Here is a 19,167-nt window from a genome sequence, read left to right as displayed (position 1 = left end):
GGAATTGCCCTGCTCGCGGCCAAAGTCAAGCAATCGCCCCGCGCTCACGCCTCGAGGAATAGCAGCCCTCTCAAGGTATAAGCGGCAAGAGCGACGACCAGCACGCTGACCAGCGCAATGCCAGCAAACCAAAGCAGCTTCGCGCCGACCGGGGACGACGCCTCGCCCGTTTCATCCGGCCCTTCCGGCTCGAACAGGCCCTTAGTCATGATAGGCCTCGTCAGGGTCCACCTTTCCCCAGAAGAGCGAGTACACATAACCGGTATAGATCAGGATCACCGGCAGCATGATTGCCGCACCGACCAGCATCAGGCCGAGCGCATTGTCACGCGCCGCCGCCTCCCAGATATCGACTTCGAATGGCACGAGATTCGGGAACAGGCTGACGGCGAGTCCGATATAACCGGAGAGGAAGACGCCCACAGAAAAGAGATAGGGCCGCCAGTCCGGGGCATGTACATTCAGCGTAAGATCGCGGGCGGCGAGCACCACCATCACGATCCCGAAGAGTGGAATGGGCGACAAGGGCAAAAGCTTGCCAAAATCCATATGAGTCATCGAGAAGCCCCAGCGTTCCGTCACGCGCGGATCAATCGAGAGGGTGGCGAGGCTGACCGCCGCAAAACACACGCCGACGCCCACCAGTGCCATGAAGGCCCGTTTACGCGCGCGGTCCTGCACGTCTCCTTCTGTTTTCAGGATAAGCCAGCAGGCACCAAGCAGCACGTAACCGATCGCCACGGACACGGCGACCAGCAGCGAGAACGGCGTGAGCCAGTCAAACGCGCCGCCGGCAAAGGCCCGGCCCTCGACCGTCACCCCCTGTATGAACCCGCCCAGGATCAGCCCTTGCGCGAGCGCCGCAGCCAGGGAACCGCCGAAAAAGGCACCATTCCAGAACAGCTTGGTCGGCTTGCGGACCGCCTTGTGCCGAAATTCGAATGCCACCCCGCGGAAGATCAGCGCCGCCAGCATCAGCAGGACCGGCAGGTAGAAGGCCGGCATCAGGATCGCATAGGCCAGCGGGAAGGCGGCAAACAGACCACCGCCACCAAGGATCAGCCAGGTCTCATTGCCATCCCAGACCGGCTCGATCGTGGCCGTCATCAGGTTTCGCTCCTCATCATCCTTTGCGAGGCCAGTGAGGATGCCGATGCCAAGGTCCATGCCGTCAAGCAGGACGTAGAGCATGACAGCCACCGCGATCAGGATAGCCCAGATAAGCGGAAGATCGAGATCCATGGCGTAGCCTCCCTATTTAGCCCGCTGCCGATTGGGTGTCGGCATTTCGGCCTTGTCATCCACGGCCCCAAGCGCGCTGCCGGGTGCACGATTCTCGCGTTCGGGCGGATCGGCGGGGTCGTCGCCAAACCCTCGCGTCGCAATCCGTGCCATATAGACCGTGCCAGCCGTGAAAACGATCGCATAGACGATCATGAAGATGAGCAGCGACGTCGCCACCTGCTCTGCCGAGACCGGCGCCACACTGTCCTCGGTGCGCAGGAAACCATAGACGGTGTAAGGCTGGCGCCCGACTTCCGCCGTAATCCAGCCCGTCAGCACAGCGACGAAGCCCAGCGCGCCTCCGGGTACGGCCAGCAGGTGGAACAGGCCCGGCTTGTCGATCCTGTCCCGCCACCACAAGATTGCGCCCCAGATACCGAGCGCCAGCATGACAAGCCCGGCACCGACCATGATCCGGAACGCCCAGAACACGATGAAGACGGGCGGGCGGTCCTCCCTGGCGAAGTCCTTGAGCCCCTGAAGCGGCCCATGCGCATTCGCAAACAGGTACGGACTTGTGCCCGGCACGGTGATCTCCGCAATGTTGCGTTCATTATCTTCGTCCGGGATCGCGAACAGGACGGTTCCCTGAACGTCGCGGGTATCCCACCAGCCTTCGATCGCAGCGACCTTTGCCGGCTGGTACTCATGCGCGACTTCGCCCGACCAGTGGCCTGCCCAGATCTGCAGCGGCATCAGCAAACACAGCGTGCCCGCTGCCATCCGGATCTGCCAGCGTGTTGGCTGGCTGGAATGGCCTCGGATCACCTGCCACGCGCCGGCCGCCATGATGACGGCCGCCGTCGTGATGAACGCCGCCAGCATCATGTGCACATAGCGGGACGGGAAGCTCGGATTGAAGATTACCGCCCACCAGTCTGTCGCATAGAAATTGCCCGTCTCGGGATCGGTCGCGAAGCCGACCGGCGTCTGCATCCAGCTATTGGCCGAGAGGATCCAGAAAGCCGAAATCGTCGTGCCAATGGCAACCGCACAGGTCGCGATGAAATGCAGCTTGTTGCCCACCCGCTTCCAGCCAAACAGCATCACGCCGAGAAATGTCGCCTCGAGGAAAAAGGCCGTCAGCACCTCATAGCCAAGCAGTGGCCCGATCACGCTGCCAGCCTTGTCCGAGAAGACCGACCAGTTCGTGCCGAACTGGTAGGACATCACCACGCCCGAAACGACACCCATCGCAAAGGCGAGCGCGAAAATCTTGATCCAGTGCAGGTAAAGGCGCTTGAACACATCGCGCTTCGTCCACAGCCACAGCCCCTCGCACACGGCAAGAAAGGCGGCCAGGCCGATGGTGAAAGCCGGGAACAGGATATGGAATGCAACCACAAATGCGAACTGCAGCCGGGACAGGATTAGGGCGTCGAGTTCCATGCACAGTCTCCCCTGATCGGATGAGACTGTACGTATTTTCGCGATTGCTTACAAACGGCACATCACGCCGCGCGGCAGGATGGCGCAACACATCTCCTACACGCTGTCAGTGGCACCAGCGCAGGCCAGTCAGGGAAACAGCTTTTCGGCTTCCTCCACGCCAATCGCAGCATGCACGCACAGCCGCGTAATGTGCAGCTGCACCGACAGCGTCCGCATCGCCTGCTCCATGCGCTGCGTCTTGCGCGACAATCCCTGTCTCATCCAGCTGCGCTCGACCAGGTTGACACGGCACGTATCCGGCCCGGTCGATGTCAGCGTATAGTCACGCCTGTTCTTGACGACGGCGCTCAGCTGTTCATCGGTTTCGAACCGCGTCTCAAAGCTCAGCGTTTTGGGCCACCGGAAGTCTGTAACGTCATACACATAGATGATGTCGGGCGTTGCTGGATTGGTTGCACGGAACCGGCCGAGAGCACCTTCCGGCTCCTCAAGGAACAGGAATCCACGCTCGCGCAGGGCATTGCCAGGTGCACTGAAATCGAGCAGCTCAAAAAGACGCTCTATAGGAGCGTCTGCATTCAGCTCGACCTCGACCTTAACGGCTCCCTCGGACAGGAGCTGTCGCGCAAAATTCATGAAAGATGTCTCCGTCACCCTTGAGCGACATATTCTCGTTAATCTACCTTGCCGCGACTTTGCCGAATTGTTTGAATTTTGATCTAAACCGCGTCTTTCCACAGCTAAACGGCTGAAAGGTTCGTCATACATGCAGCACCCCCGGTACAAACTCATCGCCTGGGACTTTGACGGTGTCCTGAATGCCAATGTTACGGACGGCATCTTCGCCTGGATGAAGACGTTTGACGAAGATACAGGCATGTCGGTCCGTTCACTTGCGACCTATCTGTTCAATGGGCGGTTTCAGCGTGCCATGGTCGGAGAGGCAGACCTGCATGAACTTGTCGGCGAATGGGCAGCAAGCGAAGGCGTGCCGCATCGGGCTGGCGAGGTGATCGACTACTGGTTCGACAGGGATCACATCCCCGACGAAAAGACGCTCGCTATCGTTCGCAAGGCCCGCACGGCAGGCGTCACCAATGTCATCGCCACCAATAATGAAGTGTACAGGGCCGACTGGATCGAGCAGCAGGGCTTCGGCGATCACATGCATGCCGTGTTTGCTGCCGGCCGCATGCGCCTCGCCAAACCCGACCTCGCCTACTTCGCCCATATCGAAGACGCGATGGGCGTCACGGGAAAGGACGTCATCCTCGTCGACGACCTTGAAGAAAACGTCCAGGCCGCGCGAGCGCACGGCTGGGACGCCTTCCATTTTGTACCGGGGTCGCACGAGGCACTGGAAGCGAAGCTGTACCGACAGGGCTGATACCCGCGCCTGACAATCGTGCGCTTTTCCATTATGGAACGCACTCACTTAAATGTTTCTGCTTCGGGCCTTGAACCCGCTGGAGGATGATATGACCGATACGACGACCGCCTGGACAGGCGGGCTCAATTCCCTTGGCTTTGCCAAACCCCCATCTGAAACACGCGTGGTCGCGGCCATGTCCGGCGGCGTGGACAGCTCCGTTGTGGCCGCAATGCTGGCCGAAGAAGGCTATGATGTCATCGGCATCACGCTGCAGCTCTATGATCACGGCGCCGCCATTGAGAAGAAGGGGGCGTGCTGCGCTGGCCAGGACATCCACGATGCGCGCAACGTTGCTGACCAGGTCGGCATCCCGCATTATGTGCTCGACTATGAAAGCCGCTTCCGCGAGCAGGTGATGGAAGACTTCGCCGACACCTATCTTGCCGGCTCGACCCCTATTCCGTGCATTCGCTGCAATCAGACGGTCAAGTTCTCCGACCTCCTTGCCACCGCGAAGGAGCTCGGCGCCGACTGTCTTGCGACCGGGCACTATATAAGGCGTGTCGATGGCCCGAACGGGGCAGAGCTTCACCGCGCCGCAGACCCGTCGCGTGACCAGTCCTACTTTCTCTTCGCAACGACGCGCGAGCAGCTCGACTATCTGCGCTTCCCGCTCGGCAACCTTCCCAAGACGCAAGTCCGCGAACTGGCAGAGAAGTACAGCCTGCCCGTCGCGGCCAAGCCCGACAGCCAGGACATCTGCTTCGTCCCGACAGGCTCCTATGCCGATGTCGTGAAGAAGATGCGCCCCGGTGCCGGACGCGGCGGTGAGATCGTGCATCTCGATGGCCGCGTGCTGGGCGAGCATGAAGGCGTCATCCACTATACGATCGGCCAGCGCCGCGGCCTCGGTGTTGCCACCGGCGAGCCGCTATTCGTCGTGAAGATCGATGCGGCAGCGCGCAAGGTGATTGTCGGCCCGCGCGAAGCCCTGCTGACGGCAGGCCTCACCATGGAAGAACTGAACTGGCTCGGTGACGGCACTCTGGAGGAGGCCTGCGACGCCGCCCAGCCAGTGCTCGCCCGCGTCCGCTCCACACGCGAACCCCTGCCCGCAAGGCTTGGATGGCACGGAACTCAACCTGCGGTGTATTTCGATATACCAGAGGAAGGGGTCGCGCGCGGTCAGGCCTGCGTCCTGTACGAACTGTCATCTAAAAATCGTGTAATGGGCGGCGGATTTATTTCATCCACGATCCCGGCCGATGAACGTATTTCGGCCTGAATCTGTAGGATTCTGTACAGATCCGGCACAATTGCCCCATGCCGGGACAGGTTTGCAAACATGGATTTAACGCGTTCGCGAAGAACGTTTTCAATTTTCATGAAAACTCACAGTCTGCGCTGAAACCTGATTTAAGATGCCTCGTGTAAACCCACCTTCATAGGCGCAGAAGCGTCTTCGGTATCAACCGCTAATAATGGTGGATCTCATGGCGCAGCAGAATGCGAGAACTTTGAGCGTTAAGGGCCCAGACGGCCAACCAATGACCCGGGATGACCTCCCACCCCCTGGCATCAGTCGCTGGGTGACTCGCCGCAAGGCAGAAGTCGTCGCGGCTGTCCGGGGGGGTCTTCTTTCCCGCAAGGAAGCGTGCGACCGCTACTCCCTGACGGAAGAAGAACTGAATGGATGGTCCCAGCTGTACGACAAGCACGGCACCAAGGGCCTGCGGACAACGCGACTTCAGCAATATCGCGCCTGACCGTATTGGCATCTGGCACTCCATCACGGCTCCTGATTCATCGTTAAAGCGCCGTTTACGCTGATACGCCATTCTGACTGCAGTCGTCGCCATTGATTTCAGATGGTGGCCTGCAGCGGGAAGGCTCCATGTCAGCACTTAAGTCCAACATGCCCGGAGGCACGCGGCTTGCCACGCTCATTGCGTTGGCAATCACCGCGTGCCTACTTGCATGGCGGGCCAATGATTTCCTGACCGACCACCGCCTCGACCGCGGTGAGATGACCCCCGCCCAGGCTGAACTGACCAACCTTCTCGAACCGGTGCTTGGACGCGGTGACGTGCGCGTCGCCATCCATCAGTCCGCCGATGACAGCCGCAGCTTCCTCATTCTCGTGAACCGCCCGGGACAGTCTTTTGCCATCGCGCCGCAGAAAGCCGCCCAGGTCGAGATGATCCTGGAGGCCGCCGCCGGCTATGATGCCAGCACCGATCGCCTCCAGATCCAGCCCATCGTCTTCGCTTCGGGCCTTGCCGGCGGGTTCTCCACCGAGCAGCTCATCGAACTTGCCGCCTTGCTCGCCATTGCGGGCCTTCTTGGCATGCTGCTCATCTCCGGGCGAAACCAGACGGAAGAGACGGGCGCGCCGCGCATCGAGGCGCCAGCGAATGATACTCCACGGCTTCGCGCGGTCCCACTGCCGGACCACGCGCCCGCGCAGGACGCTGCAGCAGAAGCCCGCCGCATCGCCCGCGAAAACCCGAAGGAAACGGCGCGCATCCTCAGAAGCTGGATGACTTCCAGCGAGGACGGCACCCGATGAGCGTCCCTGCCCTCGTCCAGGATCACAGATCCGTCTTCGGCCGCGGCGTCGCACGGGCTGCACGTCTGATGAAGGCCCTCGGCCCTGCCGCGTCCGGCGTCTGGGCAGAGCTTTCGCCTGAAGAAGCCGACCAGCTCAGCGTCGCCATGAATACCCCGCACCCTCATTCATCCGCAACATCGCCCTCGGACGATACGGCAGACTTTGTCCGCAGCTATGAAGCCGTTCCTACCCCCGAACCCGGTTCTGCAGAAAGCTCGATCTGGGCGCGCCTCAGCCAGATGGACCCGGCCCAGATTGCCCGCGGCTTCGAGACGGAGAACCCGCAGGTCATCGCCGTGATCCTGTCACGCCTCGCCCCGGACGCAGCCGCCGCCACCGTGCGCGCCCTTCCCCGGCCGGTCGCGACCGACGCCCTGCAGCGCCTGCTTCACCTCGGCCGCATCCGCACCGAAGCCCTGAGCGTCATCGAACAGGCTGTCGGCGACCTTGTCGCGTCCGGCCTCGACGCAGCGACCGGCAATGGGCACGAGACGGTTGCGCGCATCTTCGACGAGATGGGCGGACAGGATGAAAACGGCCTCCTGGCCGCGCTCGACAAGAATGAACCGGGAAGCGGGCAACGCATCCGCGCCCTGATGTTTACCTTTGACGATCTTTCCCGCCTCGAACCGGCGGCCATCCAGACTATCCTTTCCTCGGTTGACCGCGCCGTTCTGGGCATCGCCCTCAAGGGGGCCCGCCCCGCCGTGCGCGAGGTATTTCTGCGCAACATGACGAAGCGCGCCGGCGATCTTCTCGTGACTGAGATCGATTCCCTTGGCCCCGTCCGGCGCTCTGAAATCGATGAGGCCCGGCAGGACATCATACGCATGGCGCGGTCGCTGGCCCGGCGTGGTGACATCCTGTCCGCCAATGATGATGACGAGCTTGTCGAATGAGCAAGACCAGGCCCGCCACTGTCACCCCGTTCGATTTTCGCAGCGACTTTACTGCGCCAGAGCCCCCGGCCACAGATCAGGATGCGCGCATTTCCATCAGCGTGGCCGAGCTCGCCGCCCTTCTGGAAGACACCCGCCAGAGCACAGCTGCGCTGATCCGTAACGAACAGGTCGAACAGCAGACCGAAGCAATCCGCCATACGAATGAACAGCTAAAAGCAGCATTGGCCCAGATCATTCAACTCGCGGAAACCCTTGAGAAAATTGATCTTTCTGAAGCAGACCGCTCGGAGGTGAATACCCAGGTCTGCCGCATCGCATCGGAGATGATTGACGGCCAGGGCAATCTTTTCCAATCCTGAGCGTGAATTGACCGGGCACAGAGCTTAAGCGTTCATAACCCGGAAACCATTCAAGGCGAGTTTTGTGATTCGCACCCACGGAGTTGTTGCATGACCGTCAATCGCGCCCTCGAATCCAGCCTCATGGACGTGCCTGTACGCGTGGATGTGGTGCTGGGTGAAGCGCGCATGCCGATCGAGACGCTTCTCAATCTCGGCCCGAGCGAAATCGTTGCGCTCGAGAAGAAGACCAATGAGCCAGTCGACATCTATGTCTCTGACCGGCTCATGGCGCGCGGCCGCCTCGTCGTCGCCAATGGAGAGCTTGGCGTTAAGCTTTCAGAAATCGTGGACGAGAAACACGCCGCCTGATCGACCTGCGAAACGGCCACCGCCGGAATAGCGACGGGCATTCCACAGCTCTTTCACGAAGATTTCCGACTTCCTAACAAATCAACAGATTTCGTTAACCTTTACGCGCCAAGGTGTGATTCCAGAAGTGGAGTTTATTGCCCATGCGCATGAAAATGTTCGCAGCTGAGAGTTTCGAGGCCGCAAAGGCGGCCATCTTTGCCGAAATGGGCGAAGATGCGATTATCCTGTCTGAGCGTGAAGTACCTGGTGGCGTTGAAGTTCGCGCTGCAACCGACAAGCTTGGTGGCGGCATGGTCCCGAGTGAGCCCCGGTTCCTGACACGGATGCATGCCAATAACGGGCACGGCCGCGCGAATGAGAACCCGCTTCGCAACCGGGTCCGCGACGCCCTCCTCTGGCATGGCGCACCACAGAGATTTGCTGACCGGGTGGCCGATGCCGGTGCCCCCCTGAGCGCGAAGTCGCAGGATCCTTCAGAGATCATGGCCTCCGGCCTCGACGCGCTGATTACCTGCGATCCGATCCCGGCCATGCCAACGCGCGACATTATCCTGGTCGGCCCTCCCGGTCATGGCCGCACAGCGACCGCCGCCAAGATGACCCGCCGCGCCGCAGTGACGAACACCGAGATTCTGCCCGTCGCAGCTGATCTTGACGCGACAGCCGGCGGGGCCCAGCTTGCAGCCTATCTTGAGCTCGAGCAACGCCAGATCCGCTCTGCCAATACACCGGACTCCCTGTTCGACCTGCTGCGCGGGGCCCGCAAGGATGGTTATCGGTGCGTGATCGACCTGCCGGCCATCGTCCCCTTCGATGAAGAAGACATGGCCAGCCTGAAAGACCTGATCGCCGTGATCGACGCTGAGCCGGTCCTTGTCATTTCCGCAGAAGGCCATCCCGACGACCAGGTCGAAGCTGCGCGCGCCTTCGCTGATGTCGGTGTGCGCCGCGCAATTGTCACGAAGCTGGATGTAACCCGAAGACGCGGCGGCATCGTCTCTGCCCTGTCGAGCGCAGGCATCGCGTTCTCGCATCTGGCCGTAACCCCCTTCATCGGCGGCGGCCTGGTTCCTGCCGCGCCGGCACGCCTATCGAAAATACTGCTGGAAGAAGCTCCAGCAGACATCGCTTTGAGAGGAGCTGCATGATATGAGCTTCATGCTTCCAAAATCGATGGACAGGCCATCGGATACGCCAGGCAAACGCACGCCGTCGCGTGTTCAGCCAGGCTCCATTATCGCCGTCGCGTCCGGAAAGGGCGGTGTCGGCAAGACCTTTATGTCGATCACCCTGGCGAGCGCCCTCGCCCAGGCCGGACAGCGCACCCTGCTCGTTGACGGAGACCTCGGTCTCGCAAACGTAGATGTCCAGCTCGGCATCGCGCCCGAAACCGACCTCGCAGCGGTTGTCGCCGGCTGGATCGAGCTTGAAGACGCCGTCATCAACGTGGATGGCGGCGCTGGCCAGGGCGGCTTTGACGTCCTGCCGGGTCGCTCCGGTTCAGGCACGCTAGCTGAACTCAGCACGGACGAAGTCTCCCGCCTGACGGCTGGCATATCCGCGCTCTCCCTCCAGTACGACAAGATCGTCCTCGACCTTGGCGCCGGCATTGAAGCCAACTGCATGCGCCTCGCCCGGTCAGCTGACCGGGCGCTGATGGTTATCACCGACGACCCCGCCTCGATGACGGACGGCTACGCCTTCATCAAGGTGCTTCGCGGTTATGCACCGGATGTCGAACAGAGTATTATTATCAACCAGGCCACGACCCGAGCCATGGGTCAGCAAACCTATGAAGCGATTGCCCGCGCGTCCAAGCAGTTCCTTGGTTTCCGCCCGGCACTTGCCGGGATTGTCATGAGGGATGAGAAGGTCCGCGAGGCCATGCGCGCACAGCGGACGCTGATTTCCACAGATCCTTCAGCACAACCCATTCAGGACGCCATCGCCATCGCCCAGACCCTTATCGGCAATAGTGGCGGGCAAAATCTGCACTGTTAAGACGTATGAACAAAGTTGGGCAAATTTCTGCCCACGTTAAATTCTTGGTAATTAACGGTACGTAGATTCACATTGGTTAACAACGCGGCTACGGTTGTCGCTGACTGATTCGGGAGCAAGGCTATGAGGGTTCTTCTAATTGAAGACGACAACTCCGTCGCCCGCAGCATCGAGCTAATGCTGAAGGCTGCAGGGTTCAATATTTACACCACCGACCTCGGTGAAGAGGGCGTCGACCTCGGCAAGGTGTACGAGTACGATATTATTATCCTCGACCTGTCTCTCCCTGATATCTCCGGCTACGAAGTGCTCAAGCAGCTCCGTATGAGCCGCGTGAATACACCTGTTCTGATTCTTTCAGGCAATCCAGACATTGAAGCGAAAGTGAAAACGCTCGGTTATGGCGCTGACGATTACCTGACCAAACCGTTTAACAAGGACGAGCTGATTGCACGGATCACGGCAATCGTTCGCCGCTCCAAAGGTCACGCCGAAAGCGTCATCCGTACCGGCGAGATCCTGGTCAATCTCGATGCGAAGACTGTCGAAGTCGACGGTGACCGCGTCCACCTGACCGGCAAGGAATACCAGATGTTCGAGCTCCTTTCCCTTCGGAAAGGCACGACGCTGACCAAGGAAATGTTCCTCAACCACCTGTATGGTGGCATGGACGAGCCTGAGCTGAAGATCATCGACGTCTTCATCTGCAAGCTGCGCAAGAAGCTCGCAAAGGCAACGGCGACTGCCGACAATCCTGACGGCGAACATTATATCGAAACCGTCTGGGGCCGCGGCTATGTCCTGCGTGACCCGAAGAAATCGAAGGACGAGGCGCTGGCAGCTGCCTGACGCGCTCTTTCGAACCGAGCAGTCAGAAAACCCCGGCCGCGCTGGCCGGGGTTTTTGTTTACGCTGCGAGGGATGCCACGACCGTTAGCCCTCAGCCTTTCCGCCGCCGCTTTCAGCTTCCCCCTTGTCGCCGCCTTCGCCAGCAACGCCCCGGCCATCGGGGCGTGGGGCCCCGCGCTGGCCGCCCGGATTGCGCTTCGACGCCTTGACGCTCTCGCTTTCGGGCGTCTCAGGTACCTTGTCATCGTCTGCAGGCGCCCCTTCCCCATCCGACGGCGGCTCAAAGGCTTCAGGCGCGGCGCCATCGGGCAATTTCTCGAAGTAGAGCGACCGGCTCGGAAAGGCGAAGCTTGCCCCCTCGTTTTCGACAATCTTCTTGATGTGGAAGGCGAGCTGCTCCTTGATCGCGAGCCACTCCCCCCAGACCGTCGTCCTGGTAAAGCAATAGACCATGATATTCACCGAGCTGTCGGAGAACTCGTCAATATGCACGAAGGTCGACACTTCCGCGGCTGGCGCGAAATCATCGCTACTGGTGATATAGTCTTCTATGGCGCCGCGAATGGCCGCCAGCTGGTCATCTGTCGTTCGATATTCGAGGCCGATCTTCCAATAGATCCGGCGATGCGTCATGCGCGAGAAATTGGTCAGCGGATTGTCCGCGAGCTTGGCGTTCGGGACATAGACCGGTGACTTGTCAAACCGGCGTACCGTCGTCGAGCGGAACCCCACATCCTCGACCGTGCCTTCGACCACCCCGTCGACAAAGATCCAGTCACCCCGCGACAGGCGGCGCTCACCAATGATCGTCATGCCACCAATCAAATTCTTGAACAGGTCCTGTGCACCGAGCGCGACAGCCACCGACAGGAGAGACAGCGACGCCAGGAACGGCAATACCGGCACACCCCAGACATCCAGGATTGCCGCGCCTCCGACAAAGACCACGATTGCCTTCAGGATACGGCTGATCCACCCAAGGAAGGTTTCACCGAACAGGTGCCGCATCCCCCTGATCAGCATCAGGAGCGGTGTGATCAGGCGGAACAGGGCCCAGAAGATCGCGCCGATGACGATGGACTTGGTCACCGCAACGAAGAACTCGTCCACTTCGCCCGTCGCGCCCATGGCCTGTGCAGCAAAGAAGATGCCCGCCGAAATCGGCAGGAGCGTCAGGGGTGGCTTCAGCGCCTTGACCAGATTGTCATCGAATGTGGTTTCGGTCTTGCCGGCGAGCTTGCCGATCGTGCCAGCGATCAGGTGCGCAACGACACCGCGCATCATGTAGGCGACAAGCAGGATACCAATGGCGAGGAGGCCACGGCCAATTGGCTGGCCCAGAAATCCCGTGCTGAACACATCCTCGACCTGCGCCCAGTAATCGTTGAGCGTCGACACAATGCCGAGATTGTCGGTGTTCAGGCCCTCGCCCTCTTGTGCCCCAAATTTCATCGCGACCAGACCCCTATAGTAAAACGCCCCGCAGAAGCTGCGGGGCGCCAGATTTTACATCACTCTACGAAGCACTAGGCCGACTTGCGGTCGTCGTCCACTTCCTCGAAGTCTGCGTCGACCACATCGTCGTCGCCGTCTGCAGCCGCGTCGGCTTTCGCATCCGCTTCGGCTGTATCTGCCTGCTGGCTCGCATAGATCGCTTCACCGAGCTTCATCGCAGCCGTCATGAGCGCCTGATGCTTGGCCTGGATGTCGGCGAGATTATCACCTTCCGCAGCCTTCTTGAGCTCTTCGGCGGCCTTTTCGATCTCGGCCTTCACGTCAGCATCGACCTTGTCGCCATGCTCGGCGAGCTGCTTTTCGGTCTGGTGTGCGAGCGCTTCGGCGGCATTCTTGGCTTCGACGAGTTCGCGGCGCTGCTTGTCAGCGTCGGCATTCGCCTCAGCGTCCTTCATCATGTTCTTGATCTCGTCTTCAGAGAGGCCGCCATTCGCCTGAATGGTGATCTTCTGCTCTTTATTGGTCGCCTTGTCCTTGGCGCTGACAGACACGATGCCGTTGGCGTCGATGTCGAACGTCACTTCGATCTGCGGGACACCGCGCGGCGCAGCCGGGATGCCTTCGAGATTGAACTGGCCGAGGATCTTGTTGTCGGCCGCCATTTCGCGCTCACCCTGGAAGACGCGGATCGTCACAGCCGGCTGATTGTCTTCAGCGGTCGAGAAGGTCTGCGACTTCTTGGTCGGGATCGTGGTGTTGCGGTCGATAAGGCGGGTAAACACGCCGCCCAGCGTCTCGATACCGAGCGACAGTGGCGTCACGTCGAGCAGGACAACATCTTTCACATCGCCTTGCAGCACGCCGCCCTGAATGGCTGCGCCAATGGCAACAACTTCATCCGGGTTCACGCCCTTGTGCGGCTCCTTGCCGAAGAAATCCTTCACGGCAGACTGCACAGCAGGCATGCGGGTCATGCCACCCACGAGAACAACCTCGTCAATCTCCGAGGTCGACTTGCCAGCATCTGCAAGCGCCTTCTTGCAAGGCTCGATGGTGCGCTTCACGAGGTCCTCGACGAGGCTCTCGAACTTGGCACGGCTGAGCTTGATATTGAGGTGCTTCGGGCCGGTCTGGTCAGCGGTAATGAATGGCAGGTTCACTTCATACTGGCTCGCGGACGAAAGCTCCTTCTTCGCCTTCTCGGCTTCTTCCTTCAGGCGCTGCAGGGCGAGCTTGTCCTTGGACAGGTCGATGCCCTGGTCCTTCTTGAACTCGCTGACGAGAAAATCGACGATACGAAGGTCGAAGTCTTCACCACCGAGGAAGGTGTCACCATTGGTCGAGAGAACTTCAAACACACCGTCGCCAATCTCGAGAATGGAGACGTCGAACGTACCACCGCCAAGGTCATAGACGGCGATCGTCTTGTTGGTGTCCTTGTCGAGACCATAGGCCAAGGCCGCAGCCGTCGGCTCGTTGATGATGCGCAGCACTTCGAGGCCCGCAATCTTGCCGGCATCCTTGGTTGCCTGACGCTGGGCGTCGTTGAAGTAGGCCGGAACGGTAATCACCGCCTGCTCCACCTTCTCACCGAGATAGGCTTCGGCGGTCTCTTTCATCTTGGTCAGGATGAAAGCGGAGATTTCCTGCGGCGCATATTCCTTGTCGCGGCCCTTGACCCAGGCATCGCCATTCGCGCCCTTCACGATCTCGAAGGGGGAGATTTCCTTGTCCTTCTGCGCGGTCGGATCGTCGAACTGACGGCCGATCAGGCGCTTGATCGCGTAAAAGGTAAAGTCGGGGTTCGTGACGGCCTGGCGGCGCGCCGGCATACCGATGAGGCGTTCGCCGCCTTCAGTGAAAGCGACAACGGACGGGGTCGTGCGTGCGCCTTCGGAGTTCTCGATAACCTTGGCTTCGCCGCCATCCATGACAGCCACGCAGCTATTGGTGGTGCCGAGGTCAATACCAATGATTTTTCCCATTTTATCACTCTCTTGTTTTAGCCGCCGCCGCTTCTCTTCCGGGCCTGTCGGGCAGCACCCCGAAACAGCAGCTCTTGGATTGTGAACTGTGCGCCTGCAGGGGCAGACGCGTCTTACTGCAGCGATATGGGAAGCCGGTGCGTTCGCTCAAGAGGCAGGCTCACATTTCGGTGATCAAGCTCAGTGAATTCACTGCAATTCCAGTGAGCAATAAGGATTCACACCTATGACGCCGCACCTCGGCACGCCCATCCCGGCTCAGTCTCCCCAACCTATCGACTTTTTCTATGTTTTACACAACAACTATTGAATTGCTAATGCGTCTCACTCAATTAGTCTGATCCCCGCACGACTGAGGAACAAAATGCCCCGCGCCCTGATCAAGACCCTGACCTATAGCCTGATGCACCTCGCAGTGGCGATCACGGTCGCCTATGCGCTCACAGGCAATCTCGCCATTGCCCTTGGCATCGGCATGATCGAGCCCCTGGTGCAGACCGTCGCCTATTCCATCCATGAACGCATCTGGGAGAGGTGGCTGCCGGGCAAGTTGGTGCCGGTGGCATCCATACACGCTTGTGAGACAACTATGACGCGGATCAGCGAAACCTTCGAAAGCACGCACCTGCCCAATACGGCCTGACCAGATCTCGATCAGACCGTACGGACAGGTTTGACCGCCTCAAGACTAGCTCGGCTTGCCCGCGCTGACGGCAACCATCGCAGCGCGCAGTGTGCGCTCACCGATCTTCCAGCCTGACTGGAACGTCTCGGCGATGGTTCCGGAGGGCTGATCGGACGGGATCTGGCTGACGGCCTGATGCATATTCGGATCGAACGTCGCGCCGGGCGCTGCATCGATCGCCGTCACGCCATGGCGTGCCAGCACGGTGTGCAGCTCCTTCTGCGTCATCTCGATACCGCCGAGCAAATTCTTGCCCGCTTCGGTCAGCACTTCTCGTTCCTCATCCGGCAGCGCGCCGAGCGCGCGGGCGAGATTGTCAGACACATTGAGCAGGTCAGCGGCGAACTTCTCGACAGCGTAAACGCGGGCATCGGCGACTTCCTTGGCCGCGCGCTTGCGCACATTGTCGGCCTCGGCAAGCGTGCGCAGCACCTGGTCCTTCAGCCCGAGAATCTCGCCTTCAAGCTCGGCGATGCGCGTTTCAGGCGTCGGTTCGCCATTGTCCGCAACCGCCGCCTCTTCCAGCACTTCGGACTCCGGCGATCCGGCATCCAGGGTTTCGGTTTCTACAGCTTCTGGCGGTCTCTTCCGGTCTTCACTCATTCTCGTTCACTCTTCCAACTGTTTTGCCGCTCGCCGAGGATCTGTCCCACCATGCGCGCGGTATAATCCACCATCGGGATCACGCGGGCATAGTTGAGACGGGTCGGACCAATCACGCCGAGCGCGCCTATAACCTGTCTTGACGCGTTCATATAGGGAGCAACAATCAGGCTTGAACCCGACAACGGAAAAAGCCTGTTCTCCGAACCGATGAAAAGCCGCACACCTTCGGCTTCCCGGGTCGAATCCAGCACGTCCAGCATGCTCTGCTGGCGCTCGAGAATGTCGAACAGCTGACGGACCTGCTCCATGTCCTCAGCCGCCTGCGTGTCGGCCAGCAGATTGGCGCGTCCATGAACGATCAGCGCGCGTTCCTCGCCCGGCACTTCCCCGCCCCATTCGGCGAGTCCCTGCTCGACAAGGCTGGTAGCGGCCTGATCCAGTTGTGCCCGCCGCTCGCTGATCTCCTCGCGCACGGCCTGCGCGGCTTCGCGCAGCGTGCGGCCCTTCATGCGCGCCGCAAGGTAATTGCCAGCCTCTATCAGCGTCGTTGCTGGAAGGCCGGGCGGGATTTTCACCAGGCGGTTCTCCACGTCGCCCGCCTCGTCAACGAGGATGCACAACGCCTCGCCGGTCGCCAGCGGCACGAACTCGACGTGGCGCACAGGCCGCTCTCGCGTCGGCGATGACACCAGTCCTGCTCCGCCCGCAAGACCGGATAGAAGCGAGGACGCCTCTTTCAGCACGCCCTGCATGTCGCGCCCATTAGCCCGCAACCGGTCCTCGATCTCGGCGCGATCCGCCTCTGTTGGCTCACCCATTTCCAGGAAGCCGTCGACGAACAGGCGCAGACCGACATGGGTCGGCATGCGGCCGGCCGATATGTGCGGGCTGTCGAGCAGGCCAAGATCAGTCAGGTCCGACATCACATTGCGGATCGAGGCTGGCGACAGGCCAATGCCGCTCTTTGACAAAGTGCGCGACCCTACCGGTTCACCTGTCTGCAGATAGGTTTCGACAATCTCGCGGAAGATCTGCCGCGAGCGTTCATCGAGGCTTTGCAGGAGGCCGGATGGAATGTTTCTGTCGCTCATCTCGCGGGAATCAATATGAATTGCAATCAGCAGTTTCAATAGGGCGTTTTTGCTTGGACGACGCGCCCAAATCAGCTTGTCTGGCCAGCATGACAACCGTGCCAGCAAAACTGCCCCTGAAGCAAGTCATCGCATACGGCTCCGTCGGGATTCCCTTCGGCGCCGTTGGTCTGCCCATGGCGGTCTACATCGCTCCATTCTATGCCGAAGAAATGGGCATGGGCACGGCGCTTGTAGGACTGATCTTCATGTTCCTGCGCTTCTGGGACCTGTTCTCCGATCCGGTGATGGGCTGGCTGGTGGACACCAAGCCGTCCCGCTTTGGCCGGGTGCGCCACTGGCTGCTGATCGCCGTGCCGATCCTGCTACCCACGGTCTGGTTCCTCTACAATCCGGGCGACCCGCCGGTCTCGCCGCTGATGCTCGGGATCATCCTGTTCATCTTCTACATCGGCACGACTATGGTGGTGACGCCGCACCAGGCCTGGGCGCCTTCCATCGCCAGGACCTATGACGAGCGCTCCCGCCTGTTCATGTGGCGCGAACTGTTCACTATCTCGACCATGCTGATCATGCTCGCCCTGCCGGCCATCATGTCCCAGGCAGGAGATGTCAGCTTCTCGCATCAGGTGTCACTCATGGGGTGGTTCCTGATCATCGCCCTGCCGCTGACCATCGGCGCGGCGGTGTGGCTTGTTCCCGACCCCAAGCCAAAATCAGACGAGCCAAAAGCCAGCTTCCACCCTCAAGCCATCCTGGCGGCCCTTCGCCAGCAGACCCTGTGGCGGCTGCTGGCCACCGAAATCTTCGTCGGCATCGCCATTGCGGGCACAGCCGGCACCTTCCTGTTCGCCGCCCAGTGGGGATTCGGCGTCGCGCGCGACGAGGCATCGCTCGTCCTGCTCGCCCACTTCGTGGCCGGCTTTGCCGCCATGCCGGTCTGGGTATGGATTTCCAGACGCACCGAGAAGCACATCGCGATGAGATATGTCTGCCTCTGGTCGGCGCTCACCTATATCGCCTATCTCCCGCTCTCCATGAGCGGCGGCGGCTTCATCCCAATCCTGGCCGTCGCAATCGTCTCCGGCCTCGGATATGGCTCACCCTTCATCCTCGCCCGTTCCATGATGGCAGACCTTGTCGAAACCGAAGAGGCCAAGGGCGGGCAGAACCGAGCCGGCCTGTTCTATTCTCTGATGTCGGGCGCCTACAAGACAGGCGCGAGCTTTGCCATCGGCATCCCCTACCTGCTGCTCGGCCTGCTGGTCGGCTTCAATCCGGCCACCGACAATTCACCTGAAACGGTCCAGGGGCTGATGCTGGTCTTCGTCGGGGTGCCCGTCGTCTCCTATGCCCTCGCCGCGCTCCTGATCTGGACCTATCCGATCACGCGCACGGAACAGGCCAAAGCAGCTGCGGCCATCAATGCGGGTGGACAAGCCACGCTGGAATCGCTTCACCCCCCGGTGAAAGAAGGAGATTTCCATGACTGACCTTATCCGTCCGTCCGGCCGCGCCGCTGACCAGCTTCGCGATATCGTGCTTGAGACCAATGTGACCCGCTATGCCGAAGGCTCCTGCCTCGCCAAGTTCGGCCACACACACGTCCTTTGCACCGCCAGCTGGCAGGACAATGTCCCGCCATGGCTGCGCGGACAGGGCAAGGGCTGGGTCACTGGCGAATACGGCATGCTGCCCCGCGCCACGCACACACGCGGCCGGCGCGAAGCTGCCGCTGGCAAGCAATCCGGGCGCACGCAGGAAATCCAGCGCCTTATCGGCCGCTCGCTCCGCTCTGTCGTGGATCTCTCTGCCCTCGGCGAAAACCAGCTCACCATCGACTGCGACGTCATCCAGGCCGATGGCGGTACGCGTACAGCCTCCATCACGGGCGGTTTCGTGGCCATGGCCCTCGCCATGAAATATCTTCGCGAAGAAGGTATCATCCAGAAAGACCCCATCCAGAAACAGGCCGCCGCCGTTTCGGTGGGCCTCTTCAAGGACCACCCCGTCCTCGACCTCGACTACCCCGAAGACTCCGGCGGCGAAGGCGACATGAATGTCGTCATGAGCTCCGACGGCGGCTTCATCGAAATCCAGGGCACCGGCGAAGAACGCCCAATGACCCGGCCCGAAGTCGAGCGCCTGCTGGAACTCGCGGAAAAGGGCTGCACCGAGCTGTTCGAAGCGCAGAGGAAGGCAATCGGCTAGACCTATTGCT

At 60.7% G+C, this 19,167-nt stretch carries 21 protein-coding genes; 13 read left to right on the top strand and 8 right to left on the bottom strand.

The features are described from left to right. Positions 1-44 precede the first annotated feature (44 nt). From B8746_RS17120 to B8746_RS08835, 4 genes are all read right to left on the bottom strand, one after another. On the bottom strand, positions 45-209 hold the full coding sequence (locus B8746_RS17120) for a hypothetical protein (RefSeq protein ID WP_158084576.1): 165 nt from the start codon (positions 207-209) through the stop codon (positions 45-47). Then, positions 202-1,242, bottom strand: a complete 1,041-nt coding sequence (gene cydB / locus B8746_RS08845; protein ID WP_084393330.1) for a cytochrome d ubiquinol oxidase subunit II — start codon at positions 1,240-1,242, stop codon at positions 202-204. The genes B8746_RS17120 and cydB overlap by 8 nt, the downstream gene beginning before the upstream one ends. A gap of 12 nt (positions 1,243-1,254) precedes the next feature. Next, the gene (locus B8746_RS08840) at positions 1,255-2,673 is read right to left on the bottom strand and encodes a cytochrome ubiquinol oxidase subunit I (RefSeq protein ID WP_084393329.1); all 1,419 of its coding nucleotides are present in this window, start codon (positions 2,671-2,673) and stop codon (positions 1,255-1,257) included. Between the two features lie 129 nt (positions 2,674-2,802). After that, entirely contained in the window at positions 2,803-3,312 is a 510-nt protein-coding gene (locus B8746_RS08835; protein WP_084393328.1) for a hypothetical protein, read from the bottom strand. 130 nt (positions 3,313-3,442) lie between these two features. Between B8746_RS08835 and B8746_RS08830 the strand changes: the two genes are divergently transcribed. The 10 genes from B8746_RS08830 (at position 3,443) to ctrA (ending at position 11,124) form a co-directional block, all read left to right on the top strand. Further along, entirely contained in the window at positions 3,443-4,063 is a 621-nt protein-coding gene (locus B8746_RS08830; protein ID WP_084393327.1) for an HAD-IA family hydrolase, read from the top strand. Between the two features lie 91 nt (positions 4,064-4,154). Then, positions 4,155-5,333, top strand: coding sequence for a tRNA 2-thiouridine(34) synthase MnmA (gene mnmA, locus B8746_RS08825; protein WP_084393393.1), 1,179 nt, complete (start codon positions 4,155-4,157; stop codon positions 5,331-5,333). A gap of 208 nt (positions 5,334-5,541) precedes the next feature. After that, complete coding sequence (sciP, locus tag B8746_RS08820; RefSeq protein ID WP_095380862.1) at positions 5,542-5,814, top strand: CtrA inhibitor SciP; 273 nt, start codon at positions 5,542-5,544, stop codon at positions 5,812-5,814. A 128-nt stretch (positions 5,815-5,942) separates the two neighbouring features. Continuing rightward, complete coding sequence (locus tag B8746_RS08815) at positions 5,943-6,617, top strand: hypothetical protein (protein ID WP_084393325.1); 675 nt, start codon at positions 5,943-5,945, stop codon at positions 6,615-6,617. Next, a complete protein-coding gene (locus B8746_RS08810) occupies positions 6,614-7,558 on the top strand; it encodes a flagellar motor switch protein FliG (protein ID WP_084393324.1) in 945 nt (314 codons plus the stop codon). The genes B8746_RS08815 and B8746_RS08810 overlap by 4 nt, the downstream gene beginning before the upstream one ends. Further along, positions 7,555-7,920 (top strand): hypothetical protein, encoded by a 366-nt coding sequence (locus tag B8746_RS08805; protein WP_084393323.1) that lies wholly within the window; start codon positions 7,555-7,557, stop codon positions 7,918-7,920. The genes B8746_RS08810 and B8746_RS08805 overlap by 4 nt, the downstream gene beginning before the upstream one ends. A 90-nt stretch (positions 7,921-8,010) precedes the next feature. Then, positions 8,011-8,271, top strand: coding sequence for a FliM/FliN family flagellar motor switch protein (locus B8746_RS08800; RefSeq protein WP_084393322.1), 261 nt, complete (start codon positions 8,011-8,013; stop codon positions 8,269-8,271). Positions 8,272-8,414: 143 nt separating this feature from the next. Further along, a complete protein-coding gene (locus B8746_RS08795) occupies positions 8,415-9,422 on the top strand; it encodes a flagellar biosynthesis protein FlhF (protein WP_233124120.1) in 1,008 nt (335 codons plus the stop codon). A gap of 1 nt (position 9,423) precedes the next feature. Continuing rightward, entirely contained in the window at positions 9,424-10,275 is an 852-nt protein-coding gene (locus B8746_RS08790) for a nucleotide-binding protein (protein ID WP_084393321.1), read from the top strand. Positions 10,276-10,398: 123 nt separating this feature from the next. Beyond that, entirely contained in the window at positions 10,399-11,124 is a 726-nt protein-coding gene (gene ctrA, locus B8746_RS08785; RefSeq protein WP_084393320.1) for a response regulator transcription factor CtrA, read from the top strand. An 84-nt stretch (positions 11,125-11,208) separates the two neighbouring features. Here the strand turns inward: ctrA and B8746_RS08780 are convergent, their stop codons facing one another. Further along, the gene (locus B8746_RS08780; protein WP_084393319.1) at positions 11,209-12,576 is read right to left on the bottom strand and encodes a mechanosensitive ion channel family protein; all 1,368 of its coding nucleotides are present in this window, start codon (positions 12,574-12,576) and stop codon (positions 11,209-11,211) included. A 74-nt stretch (positions 12,577-12,650) separates the two neighbouring features. Further along, positions 12,651-14,564, bottom strand: coding sequence for a molecular chaperone DnaK (gene dnaK, locus B8746_RS08775; RefSeq protein ID WP_084393318.1), 1,914 nt, complete (start codon positions 14,562-14,564; stop codon positions 12,651-12,653). A 364-nt stretch (positions 14,565-14,928) separates the two neighbouring features. Here dnaK and B8746_RS08770 point away from each other — a divergent pair, with 364 nt between their 5' ends. Next, entirely contained in the window at positions 14,929-15,207 is a 279-nt protein-coding gene (locus B8746_RS08770; RefSeq protein ID WP_084393317.1) for a DUF2061 domain-containing protein, read from the top strand. Positions 15,208-15,252: 45 nt separating this feature from the next. Here the strand turns inward: B8746_RS08770 and B8746_RS08765 are convergent, their stop codons facing one another. Both B8746_RS08765 and hrcA read right to left on the bottom strand, forming a co-directional pair. Further along, a complete protein-coding gene (locus tag B8746_RS08765; protein ID WP_084393316.1) occupies positions 15,253-15,852 on the bottom strand; it encodes a nucleotide exchange factor GrpE in 600 nt (199 codons plus the stop codon). Then, positions 15,849-16,946 carry a heat-inducible transcriptional repressor HrcA gene (hrcA, locus tag B8746_RS08760; protein WP_084393315.1) on the bottom strand — a complete coding sequence of 366 codons (1,098 nt, stop codon included), beginning with the start codon at positions 16,944-16,946 and terminating at the stop codon, positions 15,849-15,851. Before hrcA ends, B8746_RS08765 begins: the two co-directional genes overlap by 4 nt. A gap of 98 nt (positions 16,947-17,044) precedes the next feature. On the opposite strand from hrcA, the gene B8746_RS08755 reads away from it, so the two are divergent. Then, positions 17,045-18,439, top strand: coding sequence for an MFS transporter (locus B8746_RS08755; protein WP_158084575.1), 1,395 nt, complete (start codon positions 17,045-17,047; stop codon positions 18,437-18,439). Next, positions 18,432-19,157, top strand: a complete 726-nt coding sequence (gene rph, locus B8746_RS08750) for a ribonuclease PH (RefSeq protein WP_095380857.1) — start codon at positions 18,432-18,434, stop codon at positions 19,155-19,157. Before B8746_RS08755 ends, rph begins: the two co-directional genes overlap by 8 nt. Positions 19,158-19,167: the final 10 nt, after the last annotated feature.

It is taken from the genome of Henriciella pelagia (assembly GCF_002088945.1).
GTDB lineage: Bacteria > Pseudomonadota > Alphaproteobacteria > Caulobacterales > Hyphomonadaceae > Henriciella > Henriciella pelagia.
This window is presented reverse-complemented; position numbering and strand designations above follow the sequence as displayed.

Bases quoted from the DNA above. Each gene is read 5' to 3' on its own strand.
- B8746_RS17120 (WP_158084576.1), bottom strand. From the start codon at position 209: ATGACTAAGGGCCTGTTCGAGCCGGAAGGGCCGGATGAAACGGGCGAG.
- cydB (WP_084393330.1), bottom strand. From the start codon at position 1,242: ATGGATCTCGATCTTCCGCTTATCTGGGCTATCCTGATCGCGGTGGCT.
- B8746_RS08840 (WP_084393329.1), bottom strand. From the start codon at position 2,673: ATGGAACTCGACGCCCTAATCCTGTCCCGGCTGCAGTTCGCATTTGTG.
- B8746_RS08835 (WP_084393328.1), bottom strand. From the start codon at position 3,312: ATGAATTTTGCGCGACAGCTCCTGTCCGAGGGAGCCGTTAAGGTCGAG.
- B8746_RS08830 (WP_084393327.1), top strand. From the start codon at position 3,443: ATGCAGCACCCCCGGTACAAACTCATCGCCTGGGACTTTGACGGTGTC.
- mnmA (WP_084393393.1), top strand. From the start codon at position 4,155: ATGACCGATACGACGACCGCCTGGACAGGCGGGCTCAATTCCCTTGGC.
- sciP (WP_095380862.1), top strand. From the start codon at position 5,542: ATGGCGCAGCAGAATGCGAGAACTTTGAGCGTTAAGGGCCCAGACGGC.
- B8746_RS08815 (WP_084393325.1), top strand. From the start codon at position 5,943: ATGTCAGCACTTAAGTCCAACATGCCCGGAGGCACGCGGCTTGCCACG.
- B8746_RS08810 (WP_084393324.1), top strand. From the start codon at position 6,614: ATGAGCGTCCCTGCCCTCGTCCAGGATCACAGATCCGTCTTCGGCCGC.
- B8746_RS08805 (WP_084393323.1), top strand. From the start codon at position 7,555: ATGAGCAAGACCAGGCCCGCCACTGTCACCCCGTTCGATTTTCGCAGC.
- B8746_RS08800 (WP_084393322.1), top strand. From the start codon at position 8,011: ATGACCGTCAATCGCGCCCTCGAATCCAGCCTCATGGACGTGCCTGTA.
- B8746_RS08795 (WP_233124120.1), top strand. From the start codon at position 8,415: ATGCGCATGAAAATGTTCGCAGCTGAGAGTTTCGAGGCCGCAAAGGCG.
- B8746_RS08790 (WP_084393321.1), top strand. From the start codon at position 9,424: ATGAGCTTCATGCTTCCAAAATCGATGGACAGGCCATCGGATACGCCA.
- ctrA (WP_084393320.1), top strand. From the start codon at position 10,399: ATGAGGGTTCTTCTAATTGAAGACGACAACTCCGTCGCCCGCAGCATC.
- B8746_RS08780 (WP_084393319.1), bottom strand. From the start codon at position 12,576: ATGAAATTTGGGGCACAAGAGGGCGAGGGCCTGAACACCGACAATCTC.
- dnaK (WP_084393318.1), bottom strand. From the start codon at position 14,564: ATGGGAAAAATCATTGGTATTGACCTCGGCACCACCAATAGCTGCGTG.
- B8746_RS08770 (WP_084393317.1), top strand. From the start codon at position 14,929: ATGCCCCGCGCCCTGATCAAGACCCTGACCTATAGCCTGATGCACCTC.
- B8746_RS08765 (WP_084393316.1), bottom strand. From the start codon at position 15,852: ATGAGTGAAGACCGGAAGAGACCGCCAGAAGCTGTAGAAACCGAAACC.
- hrcA (WP_084393315.1), bottom strand. From the start codon at position 16,946: ATGAGCGACAGAAACATTCCATCCGGCCTCCTGCAAAGCCTCGATGAA.
- rph (WP_095380857.1), top strand. From the start codon at position 18,432: ATGACTGACCTTATCCGTCCGTCCGGCCGCGCCGCTGACCAGCTTCGC.